Genomic DNA, 23517 nt, shown 5'->3' with positions numbered 1-23517 from the left:
TAACTGTACCCGCGAATTACGTAATTCGCGGGTACAGTTATAATTTGGAAGCGGGTACAGTTATGTAACTAGAAGCGGGTACAGTTGCATTGATGGATGCGGGTACAGTTACGCGATATTGGTTGCGGGTTCAGTTGTTTTATTTGTTGCTTTTGCTTATAGTTGCGGGTACAGTTAACGGGTATTTATTAAACATTGGAGATTGTCATGAGCACATCATTAAACAGAGTAAAAGAAGTTGTTGATAAGGTCAGGCACATACAAGAAGAAGCAGAGCAAAAGGCAGAAGGAGCCGCTAAGTACATCACTGATAGATGTAATACTATCGCCAAGGATGAACATGGCCGTCTCAATGTTATTGTCGATAATAAAACCGGTGAGTTGATTAGCCAGCCTGTCTGTTCTTATCGTTACTATTCTAAATTGATGGAAGACTACCGCAATGGTGTAAAGGCTTTAGGGTTTAAGCACCATGCTATAGAAAGGCATGTAAGTGCTTTTATTAAAAAGTATTATTCTAAATATCCAGACTTAGAAAAGCAGCTAAACCCAAGCCTGCCCATTGAGACTTTAAGAGAAAACCTTATCCTATTAAGGTCCAGCTCCATCACTGGCTCAGACTTCCGCAAAGACCTTTTAAAGCTAAAGATTGAACACCATGCCTTTTATATGTTTGAACCAAAAGGCGCTATCAAGGATTGGATTAGCGACGATAGCAAGAAGCAATTAGAGAAGAAATTGCACAGTCAAATCCTAGTCAATCCTGACTGGATAAAAAAACTATCACGCGATTTATTAACCAAAATTGACCCGTCTGTAAGTGACCTATGCATAGGCATAGCCATAGCCACTGGACGACGACTCACTGAGATCATGAAAACAGCTAGCTTTAAGGCTGTCGCAGAATCCACAATATTATTCTCCGGTCAGCTAAAAACAAAAAACCGCCATCTTTTTGAAGAAGTGAAACCTTACAAGATCCCCTCGATGATTGAGGCTGATATTGTTGTAAAAGCCCTATCTTTATTGAGAAAGGCTACAGGAAAGGACCAGCTAAGATATAAGAACGTGCTAGGTGAAACCGTCGAAAGTACAGTTGATGCAGGCGACATAAAGGACTATTACCATAACCGCGCAGTGCACAAGAAATATGAAAGCACCATGAATCGGGCGGTTAGATCATTGCTCAATAATGGCCACTTTAAGCTCAAAGACTGCAGGGCGCTTTATACCGAAGTAACCAAAGAGGAACATGCTAAAAGTGGCGAGGCCCCATCTGCTTACCGCCATCGTGTCCTGGGCCATTCTCTAATGGAAACCCAGATGCACTATGAGGCTTTTCAATTAGACCGAACAATTGCATCTATCAAGCTGTGCGAAATTGATGATGATGGCGAACCGATGACAGACCAGCAAAAAGCGCTGGCAGATTATCTGGGTAAAGCCGATGCGGACGTCAAAGGCTATGTGCGAGCCCCTAAGATTGCGATCATGCATGAGTGGTTAAAGAATGAAGTGGCTAATGGCCTTAAATTAGAACAAATAACACCATCTTACATTCGCCGGTACTGCTTGTTCGACGGTAAACAATTAAACCTTAATACCATCAAGACCTACGTTAATGAATTTATTCAGCTAGATAAATTTGAACTACCAAAAGCTAAACCTAAAAAGCCTGATAACAAAAAGGCTCGGGAGATTTTTGAGCTTGAAGAACGTATTGAGGAAATCAATACCAGGACCGTGGAGATCAATGATGAGTGCAATGATTTGGAAGAAGAACGTGACGAAATCGAACTCCGGTTATCAACCATTGACGACGAAGAAGAACAACTCAACGCTGAACTTGATGTAATCAAAGAGGAACTTGAAGAACTAGAGGACCAATTGGAAGTGCTGCAGGCAGAGTTAGAAGCAGAAGATAACCAGGATGCAGACGAAGAAAGTGACCTTGCTTGGCCGGATGCTAATGACATCGATGTGACCGCTGTAAAAGTTGGCAAACAGTGGCACTTGACGGCGAACGTCAATGGCAAAGAGTTTGAAATGTATACCGGAGGTCGAAAAGATAGTGCGATTAAAGAGCTGCGAAACTATTACAAAAAATCCATAATGGCCGAAGATATTTAAATTTGGCTTAAAAAGGATGTTGCCTCTTGAAATGTTTTGGCTATGTAAGTGGTGCCGATGCTTTGGATTGCAATATGCAAAGATTGGCACTGAATAGTGCCGGCTGTGATCTGATTTATGCAGACACAGCCGGAAGGGATAAACGAAAACAGCTTTTTAATGCCATGGCAGAAGGTGATAAATTGATAATTTGGCGCCTTGATAAATTAGCCAGCAGCGTTAAAGACCTCTCGGAACTGTTAGAGTTAATCAAAAATAAAGGCGTATCTTTCTATTCTATCCAGGAAAGATTAAACGCCGATTTAATCGACTCCACACAATTTAAAAAACTCGTAGATGTGATGGTTGAAATAGAGAAGAATGCTATTCTTTCTTCTCAAGTGCATCTCGATAAATAATCATTATCATAGATACAATGGCTGCTCTTGCCTCAGCGGGTAATACCCTAGCAGCAGCAGCCACATCCCAAGGTGTTGCTTCTCCAATCCCCAAAGTATCCAGCGCTATGTCTAAATCAGTCACTTTTAGATGACGAATCAAAGATAAGTAATTCCTTAACCTAATGTCACCGGTCCCATTTTCAATGCGTTGATATGTTTTAAGAGATAGTCCCGCCATGCTGGCGGCTTCTTCTTGTGTTACACCCGCTGCCTTCCTCCTTGCTATCAGCGCCAAAATTATCGGTGAGTCGGTCATGCGGCTCCTCCAAATAAGACTAATTTGACCTATGCAGGCTAAGTATAGGACTGTTTTGTCTTTGGCTCTTTTTTACAGTAATAAAACAGGCAATATACCGTCCGGAAAACCAAGATGTATCAAGGAAAGCGGGTAGGAGTAATTGATGTATACCCAGATGCAATGCAACAAGGACATTATGGATAAGCAAGTAAAAGACTGTATTAACAGGCTATTTATAGCTAGAAGTCTCATTAAGACGGATAGTAAACTAACAAAGACGTCAAAGGAGGATATGCTTGTTTTGTTACACGAAGCCGCCGACTTACTAGCCATGAGGGTGTAAAAGAGCCTCAGCGAATCGCTGATACAGTAAAACCAATACCACTATGAGCGGTTAAGGCTGATTATTGAGCAGTCTTAACCGCCCTGCAGCTATGCCAACGTGGTGCTGAACAGCATCTACCCCATGTTTTGCATAGTCGCCCCTGTAAATTTGCGATCTACACAGTTCTTTAGCTATTTTCGCAGAGTAAACAAGGGGGATTTTTAGATTTTCTAAAGCGATGTTGAACACATCTAACCAGCTAGAAACCTTTGTAGGCTTGGCTTTCGCTTGATCCATTTCGTTCACCGTGTCTATAGAGTTATCAGGTGAAGAATGGATCAATGCCATATCCAGATGTTCTAGTTTAAAGGCGGTGGCGGCTGACTCAACACGGCGGCGGTGAATATCCGACATGGCGTCCCATGAATCCAGCGTGATTAGATAGCGCTGGCGCTTAGCTGAGGCCGCTGTATTGCGTCCAAGCTGCAATGTACACATCTTTAAGCCTAGGGCCTCTAGAATGCTTTTGGCTTTGTTTACCGCCTTTAGGTTGCGGCTAAATGGGTTTATGTAACCGCCAAACTTATACCAGGTATTAAATAAGTGAATTTTGTCACCCGCTATCAGATATTCAATGGCTGCAGTCAACGATTCTTCGGTAGCCTCGCCTTTGCCAGTCTCCCAATCCCAACCTGCAATTTTAAAATAATCTCTTAGGGCTTGGCGTTGCTTAACCAAATACATACGGTTTGATGGTTGAACACCAGCTGCTACTTCTGCCGCATCAAATTCTTGTGCTTTCTCAGGGCTCATATTTAGCAGCTCAAATGTGCGAACTTTATTTAGCCCACCCTTGTGATGAAATTCGATGCTTTCATCATCAACCGGCAACATGAGGGCGTTTTCAATATCCCACCGGTTTAACTTGGCTTTTTCATCACGACATAGGTTCATTTTACTCAGCAACTGGTCGCGTTCTGGAGCGGTTGGTGTTGGCTGTTCTAAATGCCTGGCAATGTCAGTTGCTTTTAGCATATCTCTAGCTACTTCCTTTGCCATTTTGCCTTTCTCTTTATCTATGTCAGTGGTATCCAAACTTTTTATTTTGTAACCATCGGCATATAAGCAGCACAATAAATTGTTGGCAAAATCGTTCTTTGCTTTGTTTTCTTGAGCAATAAGATCTAGGCGGAATCGGTCAAAATCGAGGTCTTTGGTTTTCAATTCGATTTTGCCGCTTTCGCGGTTGAGTTCTACTTCCAGTTGATTATCGTTAGCCAGTATCATACCTAACCACATGGCCATGGCTGACTCTTCACGATTACTGTGCATAGTAGATAAGCCAAGAATAAACTCACGCGCTTTACGATCGCGGCGAATCATTTGCATTGCATCAGATGGTGCAACAGTGCCACGGAATATTCCGTAATGGCGGTTAAAATGGCCGTTCTCAATGGATACACCGGATGAAATAGACGGTGAATAAATCACATAGTCATACTTCATACTCTCGACATTCGGGTTGTCCGTGAACATTTCAACATCACGGTCTTCTTTTGTATCTAAGGCAATGAATAAGCCTTTTTTGTCAGGGTATTTAGTCTGTAAATCAATAAACAGTTTTTCACCGTCTTTTGCAGAGTCATTTGCAACTAAGACTCTATTACCTGCGCCAACGTCCTCAGATACTTTATGAAAAGCGGTATCGCCATCGGTGTAGTAAATAGAGGTATCAGAGCAATCTGTACGGCCATCAATGACATGGATTTTTTGAGGTATAAAGTTTTCGCCATGCAATTCTTTTAAGTGTGCATTACGCTTCTTTAGCCCTAGTTCGCAGAACTCGACCAGGATATCGTTTGCATCGGCATCGGCTAAGATCACCTTACTTTTAGTCGTAGCCATTAGGTCTAACCAACGATTAAAAACCGCAACTGGGTATTTAATTGCACCGCCTGCAGTAACGTGTCGCAATGTTTGAGCCGCTTCATCAATACAAATAGCATCAAGATTATTGAGTAACGATGAAAACTCGGGCTTTAAAATAGAGTTGATACAACATGCCAGTTTATTAATCCCAGGCATCATATCTTTAATAGATGGCTCTTGATAATTTGCGACCATGCTGTAGCTCATAAGCTCACGCATAGCGTTATCATGTTCAGACTGTTCAGAGTCTTTAGGTTTCGAGTTTAACGCATCAACAATACCGCCGATTAATGAAATGCGGTGGGCTGTTACTAATGCATTTCTATATTCCCACATTACCGGCTTAATAACGCCTTGTGTTTTACGTGATCCCATTTGAAAGCGCAAAACGATAATGCCTTCCAGCTGTTTAATATGGTTTAGCACTTCATCATCAATGACTGTCTTGTTGAACTGATGATATTCAATGTGTTCAGGTCTGCAATCTGCGCGGGTAATACGAGAAGAAAACGAGCGGAACTCTTGCGCCTCTTTGACTTTAGCGCACCAGATGGCATTGGCTTTTTGGGCTAACTGCTTTAGGTTTAAATGGTCGCTGCTAATACCCGCTTGCAGTGCACACGTTTTGATCGTTGTGACAATATCGGACGGTCTGTACTTAGGCATACCCACTTGCATACCCGCCAGAACGCATTTAACTGCGGCTGGCATTACATCACTAAACGCAATGTATTTGAGGCGTTCTAATGACTTTTCGAACAAATCACCATCACACTTTACTCTAGCCAACTGGCCTTTTAGTTGTCGAACAACCTCTTTTAATCCGGCGCGAACGTGCAGATCGTTCCAGTCTGTAGGTTGGTAACTGTGATCCACTTTAGCGAAATCTGGGGCGTATGCTCTGACTTCATCATGTTCTGCCAGTAAATCCATGGCGACTAACATACCAGCGTTGCCTTTTCCCTGGCGCTGCTTCCACATATCATTATCAACGGCCAGTAACAGCTGCAGGTAAGGAGCTTTTTGTTGGTACTCAACAACGACTTTACGCATGTTGCCAGCATCTAGCGCAACGATTACGGCACAAGAAACACCTAACGTCTGCATAGCTAAGAATACTGACGCACCAGTTGCAAAGCCCTCGGTAACATAGATGCGTTCGGCTGACTTCATATCACCGATAATGATGTGGGCAGCGTCTTTGCTCATGCCCCATGTAAAGTCCTTGTTAGTCTGACTGCCGTCCTTTTTTGTGATATGTCGGTCATAGATGCGCTGTATGCCAACGGCTTGGCCAGTGATGTTTTGTAGGCGTAATGCTATGTAATTTCCATTAGCATCTTGACCTTCTCTGGCATCAACATGACCTAGAATAGAGGAAATTAATTTCTTATCTGTATAAACGAACGAAGCTGCACGAGGCAGCTGAGTGAAGTGTTGCAGTTCTTTCTCGACATTAGCCGCCCTCCTTTTATTCTCTGCATCTTGAATAAGTTTGGCGGCATCACGCTTTCGGGCGTTGGTTTCTTCCCGTTCGCGTTTCTTTTTATCCCATTCGTCCAGTTTAGCTTGCGGGACTTTAGCCCCTTTTTCACGCTTGAATAATTCCCACAGCAATGTCAGACCATTAAACACCACCGTTTCACCGGCACCGCCTTTGGTTTTGAATGTGATTAGGGGGAACTCGACACCATTGGCATCTTTTTCAAGCGAGGCGTAAACACCGACTGAGTTTTTGAAGCCAGGTAATAGCTTACTGCCATCGACGTTAACTTTGCCGCCTTTACCACTTACCCATGTAATACGGTTAGATATCAGTGACCAATTAACACCAATAGTGGCGGCATCGTCAGCCAGTTCAGCGTCAAAGTATGAAGCCACTGCTTCACCTGAGCCAAAGCGCTCGCGGTAGAATTTTGCGAATGTACTCTCTTGCATCACAATCCCTTAATGATTTTGTACAAATCACCAAATGTAATAATGTGCAAAGGTACAAATTCACAAATCTATTGTGTTAGCAAGAGTCATTGACTAGAATATGGGGTGAAGTCTCGGTTTCTTGTTTTTTTGATTTTGAGTTAAACCCAATTCAATTTCACAAAAAAGAGCCCTTAACGTTTGTTTACCAAGTGGCTGCTTGGTTGATTATTCAGTAGCGGCAAACTATTGATTAATCTCACGTTTCATATTCTATTTTACTCTTGCGATACAATAGATTTATGTTTCGTTTTACACATCAATACTCTGATGTTTTTAGTTCTCATGCGCCTCCACTTATGTGGGGGCGTTTGTTTTTTAAGCTAGGCTTGAAAACCTAACGGGTCGATTATATGTCTTTTATCCTACAAGGGAAAGATCATTAGGTCTTTATCTTTTGGATCTTTCCTATCACTACTCCACAGATGTCTATTGGTTGGTCTATTTGCAAGAGTGGGTACTGGGGGTTTATAGGTTTTAAGTACCTTTGAGTTCCATCTATTATCAACTGCTTAAATGTCACATCATTGGTTCCACTAATCCTTGCAATAACATAGTTTTTATTAGTGGCCTCAACATCTGGGTCCACGACTATTTGAGATCCTTCTTCAAAGCTCTGCATAGATCCATGTTGTGCAGTCATGCTGTCACCACTCACGTTTAAAATGTAAGAGTTATTTGAGCATTTAAATGGTGAAGGAACTACTGGACAATCATCATCATGCGATTGTATAGACTCCCTCCACATGCCAGCTTGAACCCAAGATATGACTGGTAAGTAAAGGCATTTCTGTGCCTGAGCAGCAATGACAGAGCTGCTAGAATCTTCACTTATTGCCCTACAAATCCCCTCCATACTGAGACCGTAAAACTTCGCTAAATTAGCAATAGTATAAAAGCCAGGAGAGGTATTCTCGCCCAGCTCTATTTTTGATTGATTTGAAGCGAGTATGCCCGTTTTTGCCTCTACCACTTTCATGGTTAAGCCAAGGTCAATTCTCGCTTTTCTGATGATTTGTCCTATTTCCATATCTCATATTATTCCATAAATTGTTTAATTTGACTCAAAAACCTTATAGTGGAATAATCACACTTAAGTTATCCCACAGGAATATCCAAACATGGAAAGTGCTTTAAGAAGTCTTAGAAAATCCAAGCAAATGACACTAGAAGACGTCGAATTGGCATTATCTGCGCATGGAAAGACCTCAACTTTAGCCCACCTATCTTTAGTTGAACGTGGCCTAGTTTGGCCTAGTAGAGAGGTCGTCGACTCATTAGTAGAGTTATTCCACGGTGAAATAACTGAAATAGATATCCTTTATCCGTTCGGCGCACCATCGGAGAAAAAAACGTGATTAATTCCCCAGATTACATTTTGTTGAGCTATGCCAATAAGTTTATAGCCAACAGCAGTTTTAGCCAGGCTAAGTTCATTCATGATTTGCTGTTACCGGCATTGATAGAGGCGGGACTTGAAAAGCCAGAAGATCACAAAACTGCGGATGAATATGAAAGCTGGCGTTCGGCAAAGGTACGCCAAATTAATGGGATCTTAAATGGTCACACGAATATGCCATTACGGTGGGTTTGGTGTTGGCTTGATGTCTTACCTGCACCTTATGGTCCAGAAGCACGTAAAGAATTTTTGTCACAAGCTAATTTGGTCGGGATCTCACTTGCCGGCGTTATTAACGGCAAGAGCAATATTGCCAACTTGCCACAGATATTCCGTGAAGTGGCTGATGTGATGGATGCTGGCGCCCTTGTAGCTGCTGATGGTGTGTATAACGAAAAGGATGACCCTGAGCAGTTAAAAAAATTGAGTAATGAGCTAGCCGATGTGATTGAGCATTGCATGCGTGAATTGTTTGCATTAAGTGCCGCAACGGACATTAGCGACACTCGCGGCGGCAAGATTGTTAAAATGTGCGAATAAACAAAGCAACATTTAAACATTTAAACAAATACAGGAGGCACTAGTGATTGAACCGCAAACGTTATACGCCATTCGAGTTGAAATACTCAGTGCCTTGCATATTGACGTTCGTACTCGCGGACAGCTTGATTTTGATGGCTCAATGATTACCAAGTACGGAACGAAAAAAAGGCCGGTTGATAGTGTCACTGGTGAGCGCTTTGATCCAGAACCCGTTCGTGGTCGTTCAGGTCGAACATTTAAGTGCAGTAGCTGCCCATTGCCACCGGATGCATTCTCATTAATAAAAACCAGTCGAGCCGTCACTATGCTGCCTGAGCACCTTAATTCACTTGCGCTGTATGCATACTCAGAACGCTGCGAGTGGCACCACGTTGAGATAGTTGCGGCTGCTATTTGGCAACGACTACTGGTTACACAAGATAAGCCATTTAGGGCTAAAAAAGAAAAAACGCTAAAAGGCATGGTGTTCTTGGCCATGCAGAATTGGCGGCATCTCCTTACTGCTGAAAATGATTTACATACACCACAGCGAATACGTGAACTTTTAGACATTAGCGAAAATTTATGGCGTCGTGATTGGTTGCCGTTCTGGCGCCAACTTCACGATTTATTATCTGAAACTGACCACCAGGTACTAACCCATGTCTACCAAGCAACAAGCCAACCCAAGAAAGCTAGAAATAAAAGCACAGCTGCAGCGGCATAAAGACAGCGTTGGCCTACGCCTTTGTCTTGGTTGTGATAGTGAACCCCGCTTGGGTTACAGCCATGGGATTTATTCAGAAGCCAGCCCAACGTTACCGATACCGCGACAACACGGCGAGCACTTTGAAGCATTCACTCTGTACTGCCCTAATTGCGGCTTTAAGCTCGATGTTTATATGGGCCTGCAGGGCGCACTTTGCGAGTGGCACCGAGCCAACAAACCTGATGATGCTTATTCTGCGGCATGTTGGGCTAAACGATTCAACGAACAGATGATGGCGCATGATGCCAACACTTTAGAACATTAAGAAGGAATACCCATGTACTTTAAAAATGCGCTTGTCTTCCAAATTACCCGCGACATAGGTTTGAGCGAGCCGGATGCCATAGAGAAGCTATCAGCAGCGTTGAATGACTTCTCTTTTACAGCCTGTAATTCTCAAGACGTTTACAAATGTGGTTGGGTATCACCGCTTCATCATATTGATGCAGAGGAACGATTGTTAGCCGGTGATGGCCGGATATTGTTGACCTTTAAAAAAGAAGAAAAAATCCTTCCTGGCGCCACGGTCACTAAAAGCCTAAATGAAAAAGTAAAGGCCATAGAATTGGCCGAGCAAAGAAAGTTAGGCAAGAAAGAGAAAGATGCAATAAAAGATGACATTGTGCAGCTGCTGCTGCCCCGAGCATTTAGCAAAGAAAGTCACCTTAGTGCGTATATCTCAATACCGCACAATCTCATTGTTGTTGATACCGCCACCGCCGCACAGGCTGAAACCTTGCTGGCGTTACTGCGTAAAACGATGGGCTCATTACCAGTTGTTCCTATTCAAAGTAAATCCCCTGCTGAAACAATTATGACGTCATGGCTTAGTGAACCAATGCACCCTGAAGGTTTTAAAATTGATCACGATGCAGTGCTGGTTGGCGAAGGTGACGAGACGGTTAAGTTTAAAGGTCAGGATCTTTTTTCTGATGAAGTCATCGGTCATATAAACGCACATAAGAAAGTCACAGAGTTGCGCCTCACTTGGGGACAGACGCTTTCGGTGACATTCACAGCCGGTTTGATTTTTAAAGGCATCAAATGGGCAGAGGAATTTAAGGCAACTAATGATGAAGTTGGTCATGAAGATATTGCCGCCAGATTCGATGCTGATTTTGCACTAATGGGCGGCGAACTGGAGAAGATGCTCCTGCAGGCGTTTAAGTTGTTAGAAGTACAGCGTCAGGAGGATTGATATGCGCGAAAAATTCGAAAAATGGGTAATCACTCAGTTTCCTGGCTTTGAAACCAATTTATTAGAGCTTAGTGCAGATGGCGCTTATAAAACTGATTCTATAAATACCTTGTTTGTAGGTTTTTGCGCTGGCTATTTACTTGCGCAGAAAAATTAAAGGCTTTAGTTATGGACTACTCAAGAAAGGATTTGCTTGATTATGTTATGCAGCACACAGGGCTAACCCAAGACGAAGCGGTGGAGTGGTGCGCTAGAAATTTCACCGGATGGGATTTAGTTGATGATAATTAACATTTAAAATTTGATATTATGGACTTATATCTTATTAAAATGGAATTATCATGAATAAATTGGCTTATCTATATGGGAAGTTTACTAAGGCTTTTTTCTTGGTTTTAGCGTTAGTCTTTGTGTATATCGTTTTGACATCGATGTTGGATAACACACCAAGCCAGGTAAAGGATGCCAAGACTAATCTGTTTCTTGGCTATAGAGCCCACATTTACGAAACAGCTGAGTGTGACGTTAACAATGCTGATGATAATTGGACTATATTTTGCCACCCTAAAGATAAAGATACAGGCGGTTTGTTTGGTGTAGATAAAGACGGTTCTATCCATGCATTAAACGGGACAGCTCAGACTCATCTTGTAGAGTTAGGCATATAATTTAAGTGAGATTTAAACAAATAAACAAATGTTGAAAATAACATTTAAACAGATTGACAAATGTCACGGGTAAATGCACACTTTCTCTATCGTAGGATAACTACACCAAACCGCCTAATTGGCGGTTTTTTTATGCCTGAAATTTGGTGACCAATATGAAGTAGTTTAGTTTTAGTTGTCGAGTGTTACCGGCGCACTTGTTATCAGTTAAGTCGGCATGTTTAGCAACGAGCCCGCATGTAGCCTTTTAGGCAGGGATTAGTTTGGGTTGGCGCTCCATTAATGCATAAGTAAGCCATAAAAGAGTCTTGTTGAAATGGGCGGCCATCGGGTGTACGAACCCGATGGCCATCTATCCCACGCGTTAAGTCATGAGATAAACCTAGGCCCACCGCTTCTGCGCAGAAGCCGGAGGAGGCTACCACACCTCGGATTAGATTTACATGACTGAATTAAAAATTAACAACGGGCGTTTTACGCTTGTTAACAATGATTGTTTGCAATATTTAAAGACTTTAGAGCCAAACAGTGTCGACCTGATAGTGACAGACCCACCTTACTTTCAAGTGAAAAAGGATGCCTGGGATAATCAGTGGACCAGTGAAGCTGATTTTTTAGCGTGGCTAGATGAAGTGCTATTTGAATATTGGCGAGTGTTGAAACCTTCTGGCAGCTTATATCTGTTTTGTTCAGACCGTTTAGCAGCAAAAACGGAAGTCCTGATAGGCCAGAGATTCAATGTGCTTAACCATATTGTATGGCGTAAAGAAAATGGCGTGCACAAGAGACACCGGAAAGAGGGCTTGCGCCGTTTTGCTGGTCAGACTGAGCGCATCATTTTTGCTGAACATTATGGTGCTGATGGTGTAGCCAAAGGCAGCTCTGGGTATCAAGACAAGTGCCAAAAATTAAAATCTAGTGTGTTCGAACCATTGATCTCTTATTTCAGCAATGCAAAAGAGAAAGCAGGGGTACCGAGTAAGCTAATTAATGAAGCTACGGGGACTCAAATGTCGTCGCACTGGTTTACGCCGTCACAATGGAAGTTACCGACTAAAGAGCAATACGCTATTTTGCAGTCGTTATTTGAAAACTATTCAGTAAAACTGGAAAAAGAACATAGCGAACTAGCGAAAGAATATAGCGCTTTGCATCTTAATTATGTTGATTTAAGCCGTGATTATGATGAGCTTAAACAGCAATACGAAACCTTGCGTAGACCGTTCAGTGTCACGGCTGATGTACCTTACACCGATGTATGGGATTTTAATTCTGTGCAGTATTACGAAGGTAAGCATCCATGTGAAAAGCCGCTGGACCTTATTAAACACATAATGACAGCAAGTTCTCGACCTGGATTAGTTGTACTCGATACCTTTTTGGGCTCGGGCAAAGCTATAGCTCGTGCTTGTGTGGACTTAGATTGCCAGTTAATAGGCGTTGAAATGGACCCTGATATTTTTAGAACCACGGTCGAAGATTTAAGTCTTTACCAATAACAACAGCCCTGCTTAAGCGGGGCTTTTTTATGCCTGGAGATAACTATGGATGTGCAAACTATGCAGGCCCTCGTCGGTTTGTTGACGTTGCTTGTGACTGTGTTTGGCGGTCTGCTGATGCTTTTGTGGGTTCAGCTATCAAGCCAAAGCAAAGCTCTGGGCGCTCACGAAGTGAATGTGGCCAAGCATTATGTCACTAAAGACGAACATGACCGCCGCATCACTCAAGAGATTAACGGCCTCAAGGAGCTGCTGCAGCGAGTAGAAAAAACAGTTAACAGTTTACTTGAATTAAATCAGAGCAAAGGGCGAGGTGCTGCGTAATGAAAAAGCCAATGTATTACGGATTAGTTAGTAAGTTGCAAGCGCTTGAAATTGCTAAAGCGGTTTGTAGTGCTATCGGTGGTAATCCTCTAGTTGCTGACCTGCTAATTGAGACTGCCGCCGCAGAAACTCTGCTTGGTGAATATCGTGATCCAACGCCGTACAGCGCAGGAACGGGTGTCACCCAAGTCGACAAGGGCACTTTTGATTGGTTAAAGGAGCGCTACAAGGGCCACACCATAGCTTCCCAGATTTATAGCGCGTTCGGCATCACGCTTAGTCGAGTTAGTTATTTAGAACTCGAAACCTCGCCGCTATTGAGTTTCATATTTTGTCGTTTGCGGTATTACACAATTCCAGCAGCTATTCCAGCGACTCGGGCTGAACGTGCTGAATATTGGAAGCGGCACTACAACACATCGGCAGGCAAAGGGACTCCAAAAGAATATTTGGAGCGCTGTGAGCTTGCTGGCGTAAACGAGCTACTTTCACGCAACTAACAGGAGACTGACTATGCGAAAGCTCATTACAACATTAGGGCTAATGATGGCCATGGTGTTTATGCCGTTTGCAGCTATGGCAACTGATGCTATGGCTGAATTACCTATTTCGGTTGATGGTTTGCCAGGATGGGTAGGAATAGTTGTGGCCATTGCTTATGGATTAGCACATGCGGTTGCACTGCTACCAGAACCGGTGACCAATAAGTTGCCTCAATGGGTAAAAAACCTATTGAAGTATGTTGCTGCCAACTATGGCAAAGCAAAGAACAAAGGCGCTTAGATGTTATGGGCTCAATTGCTAGTAAAGCTATTTGTCCATTTGATTGAGTTAGCTGTTCAGGTAAAGAGGCGTGATGATGAAGAAAAGCGTCAAGAGCGGCTTGCTCAGGCTAAGTCTAACCCTGGGGATTACTTGCGCCAGTTTGGTCGGGTGCAGCACATTGATGACAAATCAAGCGCCGCAGTGTCTAGCGACTCAGCCGAGACTGGAGAACATAACCGAGACTGATTCAGGTTTTATTGTCACTCATGATGATATGGCTCAGATAACAGTCTACATCGAGCAGCTGCGTCAGTGTGTTGGTGTTGAGCAGTAGGGCTGGCTGAGACTTCAATCAAAGCCAAATGGGGGCAGCCACCCCCACCCCTTTTGGGTCCTCCCTGGGGGGTTGGAACGTGACGGGGCTTAGACTCGCCGCTTCTGCCCCATTTTAGATCCAAAAAACAGGTCCTTTCTTCCTAAGTCATTTAGAAAGGACTTGTTTCTTTTTTTCAGTATTCATGCGGGTTTCGTTTCTTTTGGCACTTAGGAATAAGTGACAAAAGAAAGGAAGTCTGAACAAAATTACAAATGTTGATTTGTCCTTTCTTACATTTAAACAAATAAACAATTATCAGGGTTAATGATGGCAATAGTGAACCGTAATGAGTTCGCTGACCTTGTTGGTAAGTCTGCCAAGTGGGTAGGCGAATGGATTAAAGATGGCATGCCCACTGATGGCGGTGGTGGTCGTGGCAATCCAGTCATGATTGATACAGTAAAAGCTATTGATTGGTTGATAAATCGAGAAGTCGTTAAGCAAGTCGGTGACGATGAAGATGATGAAAGGAAACCTAAAGCCGGTACTAAGGATGGTGAAGAACTGCTGACAGCAATAGCGAAACGTCGAAAGGCTGTCGTTGAAGCTGATAAAGCAGAGGAATCCGTTATTGATTTAGAAGACGCTGGCCAGTTGCTCTATGCCATATCAACGTTGTTCGGTAATGAACTAAACGGCCTAGGAGCGCGTTTAGCAACTGAGGTCGCCCCAATAAATGATCCTGCGCAGTGCAAAAACAAAATTGACGGAGAGTGCCGACGAGTTCGTGCTGCCACTGCTGACCGGCTCCGTGGATTCGTTTCTGAATATCGTGCTCAACGCAGCCGACATGGTGGACGCGAAGCCACTGAGGAATGCAGCGGAGTGGGCGACGAGTAATAGGCGAATGCCACCAGGCTCACCTATCCCTGGGCCGTTTAATACCGCATCAACACCGTACATGATTCCAGTTTGCATTGCTTTTGCGGACCCAAGATATAACAAGATCACTTTCGTGATGGGCACCCAAATGGGCAAGTCTGCGACTATGCAGAACGTCATAGGCTGGAAGCTAGATGATGAGCCGGCACCGATTATTTATGTAGGGCCTACAGAGTCGAATATTAACAATGTCGTAGAGCCGAAGATTGTTGAAATGTTCCAAGAGGCAAAGAGCCTATGGATTAAGTTTGATAAGAAAAGCTCAAAGCATAAAAAGCGAATAGCGGGCGTGTCATTGCGCTTTGCTTGGGCGGGTTCGGCTACTGAACTTGCGTCTGACTCAGCTGTGATCACTTTGGTTGACGAGTTAGACCGTCCAGATGAAAACGCGACCGGTGAAGGTGACTTGGCAGAAATTGCTGAGGCACGAGGTGATGCTTATACAGATTCTAAACTAGGTCTGACAAGCACTCCTACTCATGGGAAAGTAACAGCTACGCCTCACCCTGAAACGGGACTTATTCATTGGGGTGTATCTGACAAAGGTAAAGTATCAAGCCCAATATGGTTGCAATGGGAGAAAGGAACTCGGCACGAATGGTCCGTTCCTTGTCCTGATTGTGATGAATATTTCATACCTAGAAGCGAGTTATTGTGGTGGCCTGGCATTGGTACTGATGATGAATGCACTCCTGCACAAGCCGCGAAAGAAGCAAAACTAATTTGCCCACATTGCGGGACACAGATTGCAGATAGTAAGCGCAAAGGCATGAATGAAAAAGGCGTGGCCATAGCACCAGGTCAATCGGCTGTCGGTGTTAATGGTCATGTGATTATTACTCAAAATGGTCAGGATCATATTGTTCCATACCATAGCTTGCTTGGTACTGCAGACGAGAATAACCATTTCAGTCTTTGGGTGAGCGGCCTGTGCAGTTTTTCTGCAAAGAAAAGCTACGGATTTTTAGCCCGTAAATTGCTGGAAGCGTTAAAAAGTGGCAATCCAAACTCACTATTAACGGTTTATAACACGGGTTTTGGCGAGATTTACGCTATAGCCGGTGAGGCGCCAGAGTGGGAAGAAGTTTATGGACTGCGCTCAACTTATTCATCCGGTCAGGTTCCGGTAGGTTTTGACCATCTGATTTGCACTGTTGACGTTCAAAAGAACCGACTTTATTACGTTCTCCGCGCATGGCGTCCAGGTATGTCCAGTCGCTTAGTTGAGTGGGGAGAAGTTTGGGGTGACACAGACAAGCCAGAAGTCTGGAATGAGCTTGCTGAGTTCTTAGATCAAGAGTGGGACGGCCACAAAATTCAACTTATGTGCGTTGATGCTGGCTTTAGAACAGACGAAGTATTGGCGTTTGTGCGCCGTTTTAAAGGTCGAGTTCGCGCCCTAATGGGATTTGAGCGACTGCCTAAGCCGTTTCGTTTGGTGAGGCTTGAGGTAGACAAAAAAGGTAAGACTCGTTTACACGGAGATAAACGATGGGACTTTGATACCACGCTGGCAAAAGCATGGGTTCATAACCGTGTTCGCTGGCCCAAAGGCAAGGAAGGAGACTGGCTGATTCCGGCTGATATAACAGAGGAATATTGCCGCCACATCGTTGCTGAGGAATTTAACGAAGAAACGGGTAAGTGGAATCAAACCGCAAAACGAAACGATTACCTAGATTGTGAGGGGATGCAGTATATGGCCGCAAGAATGCTACGAATTGACCGTAAAAAGTCAGTTGTATCAGATGATGAACCAGATGGCCCTGAGCATGATGATACCCAGCCTGATGACAGCGAAGAAACACCTCCTAAAGCCACCAGAAAGCCTGCTAAGCGTAAACGGTCTACGACTCGTAAGCGTTCAAGCGGCAGTGGATTCATAAGCCGGTATAGATAATGAATGAACCAATAAAAATTAGTGCCGGCACTACGGTTAGCTGGTCGTTTAATCACGCCTTGGCAAACAGCGGATGGCAGTTTAGTTATGCGCTGCGAGGTCCTGGTGCGATAGATATCGACGCATTAACCAGTGATGGTGTTGTTATTGTTAAACAGATGGCTGATGTCACTAGTGGGTGGGTTGCTGGTCAATATGAATGGCGCCTGTATGCAACGCTAGGAGCTGACCGTCAGGTCATTAGTTCTGGCCAGATAACGATTGAGGCTGATTTTAGCCAGTTGTCAGCTGGTCACGATCCACGCAGTCACTCTAAACGCATGCTTGATGCAATTAATGCGGTGTTAGAAGGTCGGATTTTATCAGATCATGAAAGTTACACGATAGATGACCGCCGTCTAGACCGTATTCCTATCAAAGAGTTGTATGCCTTACGTAAGTCATACATTCGCAAGATCAGGCAAGAAAACGGAGCCGGATTCAGACTGAAACGTGTCTTGACGAGGTTGCCAGCATGAATAAAACCGCATCTAAAGGTCATGAACGCAAAACCCGCAGTGTCCAAGGCAGCCATAAGCGTTATGCATTGGCGGCACAAGGCTTGAAAGGCCCCCGCCTTGGAGGGTTGACGCTCAGCATTAACGAAGAATTACGCCGTGATTTAGGCGCGATCAAGGCTCAAAGCCGCAGAGCGGGTAACGATGATGGGTATGTCGTTAAGTTTTTGGCTATGTGCGAGACGCATGTGGTTGGCCCCGAGGGTTTCTCGTTTCAAAGTAAAGCGCAAATTTTCACTGGTAATGCTGATGACACCGCCGCCAACGACTTGATCGAAGAACATTTTAAAGATTGGGGCAAAAAGGGCTGTTGTGATGTAACAGGCCGTTTTAGTTGGCAAGACCTGCAAATGCTGTTTATCAGAACCGTAGCAGAAGACGGTGAAATTCTGGTGCGGTTAGTTGAAGGGTTTCCGAATAAATATGGGTTTGCGTTGCAACTGCTGGACAGCGCTCACTTAGATATTAATTACAACCGCGAGTTAAAAGATGGACGCCGCATTCGCATGGGGGTTGAGGTCGATGAATGGGATAAGCCAGTGGCTTATCACATTTTGACACAGCACCCTGGCGATAGAGTTTATTTCTACGGCAATGCTCGTTATGAGCGCATTCCAGCAAGTGAAATGCTGTTGGAGTTTTTACCACTGCGAGTGGGGCAGCTGCGCGGCGTGCCATGGGCCCACGCTGCACTACTTGAAATGCATCACTTGCATGGCTACCGAGAAGCTGAATTGACCGGTGCCAGAATCGCGGCATCAAAGATGCTTGCTTACGAGCCTGACTCCGATGTGGAACCCGAAGATGACACTGAGGAACCCGACTTTGTAGAAGAAGTTGAGCCTGGTATGTCAGTAGTGGTGCCTTACGGCTACACACTGAAAGAGCTTAATTTCAATCAGTCAGGCAGTAATTTTGCGTCTTATATGAAAGAAGGTAAGCGCGGTGCCGCAAGCGGTTTAGATGTTAGTTACAACACGTTAGCAAACGATGGTGAGGGTATAAGCTTTTCCAGTTTGCGCCAGTTTGTTCTCGAAGACCGTGATGGTTGGAAGAAGAAACAGCGCTGGATGCGCCAAGCGTTCTGTGACGTTGTGAAGTCAACTTGGCTGCGAATGTCTTTACTCACCGGCGCCATAAAGGGTTTGCGGTTTAGTGAACTAGAGCGACTTGATAAGCATTGTTTCCAGGGCCGTCGATGGGATTGGGTTGACCCGTTAAAAGACGAGAAAGCCAATACCGAAGCCATTAACAACATGACTAAATCCCCGTTCCAAATTATCCGAGAACGGGGTGATGACCCTGAAACGGTCATTAAAGAGCTAATTGAGTTTGAGGACCGAATTGCTGAGGTGCGCAAAGCTCGCGCTACAGCACTGCAACAACAAGGGAACCAAGATGCCAGCAAAGAAAAAGAGCAAAACTCTTAAACTTGGCCGTCAGTTTCGAAACCTTACCTTTGTCCGTGAATCCGTCGATGTAGAAAACCGCACCGTTGAATTGAGCTTCTCTAGCGAGGAGCCCGTTGAGCGTTGGTTTGGCATGGAGATTCTTGGACATGCGCCTGGTGAGTGTGACTTGTCGAGACTGAACAATAGCGGCGCGTTTCTCATGGATCACAACACTCGTGATCAACGTGGAGCAATTGAAAGCGCCGTTATCGACCAAAAGAAAGGAAGGGCCATTATTCGCTTATCCAATAGCGTACGTGGCGAAGAACTATGGCAAGACCTAAAGGACGGTATCCGGCCGCATATTAGCGTTGGGTACAATATTTTGGAGATCATCCACGTTAAGCGAGATGAAAACGGGGTTGATTGGTATCGGGCTACCAAATGGCAGCCCTATGAAATTTCATCTGTATCTGTGCCAGCTGACACTTCAGTGGGGTTAGGCCGAAGTGATGATAACGACGACACAACTGATTTTAACATTGAACTAAGAGAGTTAGGTATGGACGAAGACGAAATCCTAGAGCAGCAACTAGAAGAACAAAACCGTGATAAAAAGCCTGCAGGTAAGCCCCGCCAAAAAGCGCCAGCTGTGGTAGTAGATGAAGCAGCAGTGCGTAAGTTAGAAACTGAACGTTGCCAAGAAATCATGGCTATGGGTTCACAATTCGGTATGGGCCGCGAAGCTCAAGAAGCCGTACAAAATGGCGATGCAGTTGATAAATTCCGTCAATTAGTACTTGACGGTGTGCGTGATAAGAAAGTTAAGCCGACTGGAACAGAAATGAACCTAGGCTTAAACGATAAAGATGTTCGCCGTTACAGCTTGATTAATGCTGTTCGAGCCAGTATCACCGGCAACTGGAAAGGTGCAGGTTTTGAGCGTGAAGTGTCGGTCGCTTTGGCCGATAAAATGGGTAAAGATGCGCGTGGCTTTTACGTCAACTATGAAGTGTTATCACAACTCGGTCGCGCCGCTCAATCAACTGCTGCAGGTGTGGGTGGTGAATTAGTTGCAACTGATTTGTGGAGCAGCCAATTTATTGATCTGCTTCGTCCTAACTCGATTGCCGCCGGCTTAGGCGTGCGTTTTGCGACGGGTTTGGTTGGTAACGTAGATATCCCGAAAATGACCAGCGGCTCGTCTTTCTACTGGATTGACGAAGACGAAGACGGTACAGAGTCAAATGTTAGCTTAGGCATTGTTAAAATGTCACCTAAGACCATTGCTGGCGCGGTGCCTATTACTCGCCGCTTGATGCAACAATCTACGCCAGATATTGATTTACTGGTACGTGATGAAATGCTGCGCGGTCTTGGTTTAGGTATTGATAAAGCGGTGTTCTTAGGTACTGGTTTAAATAACCAACCTTTGGGCATTAAAAATCAAACGGGTGTACATGCCATTCCTATCCCTGCAGGTGGCTGGGATTGGGCGACGATTGTGGCGTTTGAAACCGCCGTGGCCGAGTCTAACGCGCTGGCGGCTAACATGGCATACGCTATGCGTCCTTCATTGCGTGGTATGTTGAAAACCACTGAAAAATCCCAAGGCACAGCGAAATATTTGTGGGATGGAGACCAAGTTAATGGTTATCCAGGTGTAGTTTCTACGCAGTTAGAAACAGACGCATTACTTCATGGTGACTTTAGTCAGGCTCTGGTTGGTATGTGGGGCGCATTAGATTTGACTGTTGATAAGTCAACTAAAGCCGCCAGTGGCGGTACGGTGCTGCGAGTGTTCCAGGATGCCGATGTTGCCATCCGTCACGGTGCTGCATTTGCATACGGTAAAAAAGCATAAGAAACTAACCCTAAATGGCGTCCTAGAGGCGCCTTTTTTATATCTGGAGTGAACATGAAAGTTCAAATTATTTCAGGCGTTATGATTCGCGGCACCGCTGTATTCCCTCAAACGGGAGAAGGTAAATCAGTGGTTGATTCTGTTGTTGAAGTGTCAGCTGCAGAAGCTCGTGATCTGATTCAGGCTCGTCAAGCTAAAGTAGTACCACCATCCACTAAAGTGACTGTCACCATTAAAGAGCCTGAATCAGAAGTGGATGCACTGGATGACTTCTTTGGTGAAGACGAAAGCGAGCCAGAGTAATGATAGGGGCCGATGATTTTGGGGTTTTCTTTAACTCTAATGACTTTGGCTCACCGGCTATTTTACACCTACCTGGTGTCGATAAGCCGGTGACAGTCATTTTTAAAGACCCAAAGCAAACCGCCAAACTAAAACATGGCGGCTTTATTGATAACACCTCGGCCTCCATCTTATTACCGGCGGCTGATGCTATCGGTGTTTCCATTCGTTCACTGGTCACCGTTTCAGGGCAGCAGTGGATGGTCGAGCGGCCACCCGCGCCAGATGGCAATGGTATGACTCGAATTTATCTGGGAGTCAAAGATGCAAACCAACCAACAAAGCCTGCTATTCGATATTGATCCCAGTCAGCTAGAGGGCGTTCAGTTAATGCTGGGCGCTACTGAAAAAGAAATGATGGCCGCTTATAACCGCGCCATTACGAGAACGTCGGTAACGATGAAAGCGCAGGGTGCGCGGCTGATGCGTGATGGTATGGATGCTAAAAGTTTAAAAGAAATGCGCAAGCGTATGCAGGCACACAAATACGCTTTCAAGCTAGGAAAAACGGGCGGCTCGCTCGATGAATTGAAGCTGTGGTTTGGCCTAAACGATATGTCTGTTGGGCGTTTAAAGGGGCGAATTAGCCGATTAGGCAGTAAAAAATCGCCCGCTGGAGCCGCTTTTAATTCAAGCAAATTAGGCCGAAAAGAGTTTGATGATGGCTTTGTAACAAGGCTGCGCGGTAAGCGATCTATTTTCGCCAGAAAAGGCGCTGCTCGATTCCCTGTCAGCGAGGCAAAAATGGCGGTTGCTGACCCTGTTCAAGTCAAATTAGAAGATGAAATCTTTGCCAGTTTACCGGAGGTATTTATGCAGCATTACACCACGGATATGAAAGGCAGAGTCGCGGGGCGTGATTCAATCGCTGGCCGTCAACGTAAATGGAATAAATTTGCATGAGTAAAGGCATCCACTTAACTGAATATCATGATGCGGTCAGGCTTTGGCTTAAATCCAATGCGCCTTGGCTCAAAAGTGTTGAGTATTATCCAGAACTAACCGCGCCACTTATTACGCCGTGTGCATTCTTCTCAGTGAACGGTTGGGACCCCGTTGATAATCAACCTGGCAATGGCCAGCTGCAAGTGTTACTGCATTGCGAAGTGTTAGCTGTAATTGGCCTCAAAGAGAAAACTCACCAACTTGACGCACGTAATGCGGCCATGTTTTTGAGTGTGATCTTACAGAACACTAATTTTGATTTAAAAGTAACACCGGCGAATGTTGTTAGCGCTGATGCTGATGCCACGGAGCCAGACCTAGACGCTTACACCGTGTGGTCTGTGAAGTACGTACAAAAAGCCACTATTGGTATGCCGACATTGGAAGCCGATGAAGAAAGAGGCATACGCTTCGCTATAAACCCGATTGATATAAATGACCCTGCCGAGTATCACTCGTTGGAGAGTTTCAATGAGACAACTACTTGAGCAAGTCGTGCGTGAAATGCTGAACCCTTACCTTGAGCGAATGGAAGAATTAAGCGCTGAGGTTGAAGAACTACGCCGCCGGCAACAGTTGATGATTCGCTTGGGACAAGTGAGTCAAATTGGCAAAGGTAATAAAACGATTAAAGTGGCTCACGGCGACCTAACGACACCATTTATTAAGTGGTTTTCTCAGTCAGCGGGACGAGTATCTAGTTATCGCTGCCCCACGGTTGGCGAGCAAGCGTTGATTTTAAATTTTGGCGGCGGCAACACAGGTGCACAAAGTATTGCGTTAGTCGGTATCGACTCTAGCCAGTTCCCATTTCCCGCAGATAAACCAGCACTAGTGGTCACTATGTACGGCGACCAGTGCGCCCAAATGTGGGATATGGACGAAGGCACGTTAACGCTTAAAGCTGCAAAAAAAATCATACTGGACACTAAGTTAGTACAGGCGACTAAAGATGTTGATGCGGCTGGTGAAGTCAGTGATCACACGCGCAGCATGCAAGATGACCGCAATATTTATAATGGTCATACACATCCAAATGGTAAGCCGAATACGAGTACACCGAACGAGACTAAATAG

Annotated in this window: 27 protein-coding genes; 24 read left to right on the top strand and 3 right to left on the bottom strand. The window is 44.6% G+C overall.

Going from position 1 to position 23517, the window contains the following annotated elements:
- Positions 1-207: 207 nt before the first annotated feature.
- Together ACRN9H_RS17995 and ACRN9H_RS17990 are read left to right on the top strand one after the other, a co-directional pair.
- Entirely contained in the window at positions 208-2130 is a 1923-nt protein-coding gene (locus tag ACRN9H_RS17995) for a protelomerase family protein (protein ID WP_432306691.1), read from the top strand.
- Between the two features lie 26 nt (positions 2131-2156).
- The gene (locus ACRN9H_RS17990; RefSeq protein WP_432306690.1) at positions 2157-2528 is read left to right on the top strand and encodes a recombinase family protein; all 372 of its coding nucleotides are present in this window, start codon (positions 2157-2159) and stop codon (positions 2526-2528) included.
- Here ACRN9H_RS17990 and ACRN9H_RS17985 read toward each other — a convergent pair.
- The 3 genes from ACRN9H_RS17985 to ACRN9H_RS17975 form a co-directional block, all read right to left on the bottom strand.
- A complete protein-coding gene (locus tag ACRN9H_RS17985; RefSeq protein WP_259591494.1) occupies positions 2494-2826 on the bottom strand; it encodes a helix-turn-helix transcriptional regulator in 333 nt (110 codons plus the stop codon). The two genes, ACRN9H_RS17990 and ACRN9H_RS17985, sit on opposite strands and share 35 nt — an antisense overlap.
- Positions 2827-3202: 376 nt before the next feature.
- Entirely contained in the window at positions 3203-7000 is a 3798-nt protein-coding gene (locus ACRN9H_RS17980; RefSeq protein WP_432306689.1) for a plasmid replication protein, CyRepA1 family, read from the bottom strand.
- A gap of 421 nt (positions 7001-7421) precedes the next feature.
- A complete protein-coding gene (locus tag ACRN9H_RS17975) occupies positions 7422-8069 on the bottom strand; it encodes a S24 family peptidase (protein ID WP_432306688.1) in 648 nt (215 codons plus the stop codon).
- A 324-nt stretch (positions 8070-8393) separates the two neighbouring features.
- Between ACRN9H_RS17975 and ACRN9H_RS17970 the strand changes: the two genes are divergently transcribed.
- The 22 genes from ACRN9H_RS17970 (at position 8394) to ACRN9H_RS17865 (ending at position 23517) form a co-directional block, all read left to right on the top strand.
- Positions 8394-8978 carry a hypothetical protein gene (locus tag ACRN9H_RS17970; RefSeq protein ID WP_432306686.1) on the top strand — a complete coding sequence of 195 codons (585 nt, stop codon included), beginning with the start codon at positions 8394-8396 and terminating at the stop codon, positions 8976-8978.
- Positions 8979-9021: 43 nt separating this feature from the next.
- Positions 9022-9687 (top strand): bacteriophage antitermination protein Q, encoded by a 666-nt coding sequence (locus ACRN9H_RS17965; RefSeq protein WP_432306685.1) that lies wholly within the window; start codon positions 9022-9024, stop codon positions 9685-9687.
- Positions 9623-9994, top strand: a complete 372-nt coding sequence (locus ACRN9H_RS17960; RefSeq protein WP_432306684.1) for a hypothetical protein — start codon at positions 9623-9625, stop codon at positions 9992-9994. Before ACRN9H_RS17965 ends, ACRN9H_RS17960 begins: the two co-directional genes overlap by 65 nt.
- 12 nt (positions 9995-10006) lie before the next feature.
- On the top strand, positions 10007-10927 hold the full coding sequence (locus ACRN9H_RS17955) for a recombination-associated protein RdgC (RefSeq protein ID WP_432306683.1): 921 nt from the start codon (positions 10007-10009) through the stop codon (positions 10925-10927).
- A 1-nt stretch (position 10928) separates the two neighbouring features.
- Positions 10929-11084 (top strand): hypothetical protein, encoded by a 156-nt coding sequence (locus ACRN9H_RS17950; RefSeq protein ID WP_432306682.1) that lies wholly within the window; start codon positions 10929-10931, stop codon positions 11082-11084.
- 11 nt (positions 11085-11095) lie between these two features.
- Positions 11096-11218 (top strand): hypothetical protein, encoded by a 123-nt coding sequence (locus ACRN9H_RS17945; RefSeq protein ID WP_259592315.1) that lies wholly within the window; start codon positions 11096-11098, stop codon positions 11216-11218.
- A 50-nt stretch (positions 11219-11268) separates the two neighbouring features.
- A complete protein-coding gene (locus ACRN9H_RS17940) occupies positions 11269-11595 on the top strand; it encodes a hypothetical protein (RefSeq protein ID WP_259591504.1) in 327 nt (108 codons plus the stop codon).
- Between the two features lie 443 nt (positions 11596-12038).
- A complete protein-coding gene (locus ACRN9H_RS17935; protein WP_432315520.1) occupies positions 12039-13094 on the top strand; it encodes a DNA-methyltransferase in 1056 nt (351 codons plus the stop codon).
- Between the two features lie 45 nt (positions 13095-13139).
- Positions 13140-13418 carry a hypothetical protein gene (locus ACRN9H_RS17930; RefSeq protein WP_432306680.1) on the top strand — a complete coding sequence of 93 codons (279 nt, stop codon included), beginning with the start codon at positions 13140-13142 and terminating at the stop codon, positions 13416-13418.
- On the top strand, positions 13418-13918 hold the full coding sequence (locus tag ACRN9H_RS17925) for a hypothetical protein (RefSeq protein ID WP_432306679.1): 501 nt from the start codon (positions 13418-13420) through the stop codon (positions 13916-13918). Before ACRN9H_RS17930 ends, ACRN9H_RS17925 begins: the two co-directional genes overlap by 1 nt.
- 13 nt (positions 13919-13931) lie before the next feature.
- The gene (locus ACRN9H_RS17920; RefSeq protein ID WP_432306678.1) at positions 13932-14201 is read left to right on the top strand and encodes a hypothetical protein; all 270 of its coding nucleotides are present in this window, start codon (positions 13932-13934) and stop codon (positions 14199-14201) included.
- Complete coding sequence (locus ACRN9H_RS17915) at positions 14202-14429, top strand: hypothetical protein (RefSeq protein WP_259591509.1); 228 nt, start codon at positions 14202-14204, stop codon at positions 14427-14429.
- A gap of 397 nt (positions 14430-14826) precedes the next feature.
- Positions 14827-15399 carry a terminase small subunit gene (locus tag ACRN9H_RS17910; RefSeq protein WP_432315518.1) on the top strand — a complete coding sequence of 191 codons (573 nt, stop codon included), beginning with the start codon at positions 14827-14829 and terminating at the stop codon, positions 15397-15399.
- A gap of 7 nt (positions 15400-15406) precedes the next feature.
- A complete protein-coding gene (locus ACRN9H_RS17905) occupies positions 15407-17341 on the top strand; it encodes a terminase gpA endonuclease subunit (RefSeq protein WP_432315516.1) in 1935 nt (644 codons plus the stop codon).
- Positions 17341-17859 carry a hypothetical protein gene (locus ACRN9H_RS17900; RefSeq protein ID WP_432315514.1) on the top strand — a complete coding sequence of 173 codons (519 nt, stop codon included), beginning with the start codon at positions 17341-17343 and terminating at the stop codon, positions 17857-17859. The genes ACRN9H_RS17905 and ACRN9H_RS17900 overlap by 1 nt, the downstream gene beginning before the upstream one ends.
- Positions 17856-19328 (top strand): phage portal protein, encoded by a 1473-nt coding sequence (locus ACRN9H_RS17895; protein WP_432315512.1) that lies wholly within the window; start codon positions 17856-17858, stop codon positions 19326-19328. The genes ACRN9H_RS17900 and ACRN9H_RS17895 overlap by 4 nt, the downstream gene beginning before the upstream one ends.
- Positions 19297-21153, top strand: a complete 1857-nt coding sequence (locus ACRN9H_RS17890; protein WP_432315510.1) for a phage major capsid protein — start codon at positions 19297-19299, stop codon at positions 21151-21153. Before ACRN9H_RS17895 ends, ACRN9H_RS17890 begins: the two co-directional genes overlap by 32 nt.
- 54 nt (positions 21154-21207) lie before the next feature.
- Positions 21208-21456, top strand: coding sequence for a hypothetical protein (locus ACRN9H_RS17885; protein WP_432315508.1), 249 nt, complete (start codon positions 21208-21210; stop codon positions 21454-21456).
- Entirely contained in the window at positions 21456-21797 is a 342-nt protein-coding gene (locus ACRN9H_RS17880) for a head-tail joining protein (protein ID WP_432315506.1), read from the top strand. The genes ACRN9H_RS17885 and ACRN9H_RS17880 overlap by 1 nt, the downstream gene beginning before the upstream one ends.
- Positions 21760-22398: a phage tail protein gene (locus ACRN9H_RS17875; protein WP_259516065.1), complete on the top strand. Its 639-nt coding sequence runs from the start codon at positions 21760-21762 to the stop codon at positions 22396-22398. The genes ACRN9H_RS17880 and ACRN9H_RS17875 overlap by 38 nt, the downstream gene beginning before the upstream one ends.
- Positions 22395-22928 carry a hypothetical protein gene (locus ACRN9H_RS17870; RefSeq protein WP_259591521.1) on the top strand — a complete coding sequence of 178 codons (534 nt, stop codon included), beginning with the start codon at positions 22395-22397 and terminating at the stop codon, positions 22926-22928. Before ACRN9H_RS17875 ends, ACRN9H_RS17870 begins: the two co-directional genes overlap by 4 nt.
- Positions 22912-23517: a phage baseplate assembly protein V gene (locus ACRN9H_RS17865; protein ID WP_432315503.1), complete on the top strand. Its 606-nt coding sequence runs from the start codon at positions 22912-22914 to the stop codon at positions 23515-23517. Before ACRN9H_RS17870 ends, ACRN9H_RS17865 begins: the two co-directional genes overlap by 17 nt.

The sequence above is a fragment of the Shewanella sp. MF08487 genome (assembly GCF_050848685.1).
Taxonomy (GTDB): domain Bacteria; phylum Pseudomonadota; class Gammaproteobacteria; order Enterobacterales; family Shewanellaceae; genus Shewanella; species Shewanella glacialipiscicola.
Note: the sequence above shows the minus strand (reverse complement) of the source record. Positions and strands in the feature narration are given on the sequence as shown.

Excerpts from the sequence above, each read along its gene's own strand:
- ACRN9H_RS17980 (WP_432306689.1), bottom strand. The coding sequence starts at position 7,000 with ATGCAAGAGAGTACATTCGCAAAATTCTACCGCGAGCGCTTTGGCTCA.
- ACRN9H_RS17985 (WP_259591494.1), bottom strand. The coding sequence starts at position 2,826 with ATGACCGACTCACCGATAATTTTGGCGCTGATAGCAAGGAGGAAGGCA.
- ACRN9H_RS17975 (WP_432306688.1), bottom strand. The coding sequence starts at position 8,069 with ATGGAAATAGGACAAATCATCAGAAAAGCGAGAATTGACCTTGGCTTA.
- ACRN9H_RS17885 (WP_432315508.1), top strand. The coding sequence starts at position 21,208 with ATGAAAGTTCAAATTATTTCAGGCGTTATGATTCGCGGCACCGCTGTA.
- ACRN9H_RS17895 (WP_432315512.1), top strand. The coding sequence starts at position 17,856 with ATGAATAAAACCGCATCTAAAGGTCATGAACGCAAAACCCGCAGTGTC.
- ACRN9H_RS17865 (WP_432315503.1), top strand. The coding sequence starts at position 22,912 with ATGAGACAACTACTTGAGCAAGTCGTGCGTGAAATGCTGAACCCTTAC.
- ACRN9H_RS17915 (WP_259591509.1), top strand. The coding sequence starts at position 14,202 with ATGTTATGGGCTCAATTGCTAGTAAAGCTATTTGTCCATTTGATTGAG.
- ACRN9H_RS17910 (WP_432315518.1), top strand. The coding sequence starts at position 14,827 with ATGGCAATAGTGAACCGTAATGAGTTCGCTGACCTTGTTGGTAAGTCT.
- ACRN9H_RS17945 (WP_259592315.1), top strand. The coding sequence starts at position 11,096 with ATGGACTACTCAAGAAAGGATTTGCTTGATTATGTTATGCAGCACACA.
- ACRN9H_RS17900 (WP_432315514.1), top strand. The coding sequence starts at position 17,341 with ATGAATGAACCAATAAAAATTAGTGCCGGCACTACGGTTAGCTGGTCG.
- ACRN9H_RS17905 (WP_432315516.1), top strand. The coding sequence starts at position 15,407 with ATGCCACCAGGCTCACCTATCCCTGGGCCGTTTAATACCGCATCAACA.
- ACRN9H_RS17870 (WP_259591521.1), top strand. The coding sequence starts at position 22,395 with ATGAGTAAAGGCATCCACTTAACTGAATATCATGATGCGGTCAGGCTT.
- ACRN9H_RS17940 (WP_259591504.1), top strand. The coding sequence starts at position 11,269 with ATGAATAAATTGGCTTATCTATATGGGAAGTTTACTAAGGCTTTTTTC.
- ACRN9H_RS17960 (WP_432306684.1), top strand. The coding sequence starts at position 9,623 with ATGTCTACCAAGCAACAAGCCAACCCAAGAAAGCTAGAAATAAAAGCA.
- ACRN9H_RS17995 (WP_432306691.1), top strand. The coding sequence starts at position 208 with ATGAGCACATCATTAAACAGAGTAAAAGAAGTTGTTGATAAGGTCAGG.
- ACRN9H_RS17880 (WP_432315506.1), top strand. The coding sequence starts at position 21,456 with ATGATAGGGGCCGATGATTTTGGGGTTTTCTTTAACTCTAATGACTTT.
- ACRN9H_RS17890 (WP_432315510.1), top strand. The coding sequence starts at position 19,297 with ATGCCAGCAAAGAAAAAGAGCAAAACTCTTAAACTTGGCCGTCAGTTT.
- ACRN9H_RS17875 (WP_259516065.1), top strand. The coding sequence starts at position 21,760 with ATGCAAACCAACCAACAAAGCCTGCTATTCGATATTGATCCCAGTCAG.
- ACRN9H_RS17935 (WP_432315520.1), top strand. The coding sequence starts at position 12,039 with ATGACTGAATTAAAAATTAACAACGGGCGTTTTACGCTTGTTAACAAT.
- ACRN9H_RS17925 (WP_432306679.1), top strand. The coding sequence starts at position 13,418 with ATGAAAAAGCCAATGTATTACGGATTAGTTAGTAAGTTGCAAGCGCTT.
- ACRN9H_RS17920 (WP_432306678.1), top strand. The coding sequence starts at position 13,932 with ATGCGAAAGCTCATTACAACATTAGGGCTAATGATGGCCATGGTGTTT.
- ACRN9H_RS17955 (WP_432306683.1), top strand. The coding sequence starts at position 10,007 with ATGTACTTTAAAAATGCGCTTGTCTTCCAAATTACCCGCGACATAGGT.
- ACRN9H_RS17950 (WP_432306682.1), top strand. The coding sequence starts at position 10,929 with ATGCGCGAAAAATTCGAAAAATGGGTAATCACTCAGTTTCCTGGCTTT.
- ACRN9H_RS17930 (WP_432306680.1), top strand. The coding sequence starts at position 13,140 with ATGGATGTGCAAACTATGCAGGCCCTCGTCGGTTTGTTGACGTTGCTT.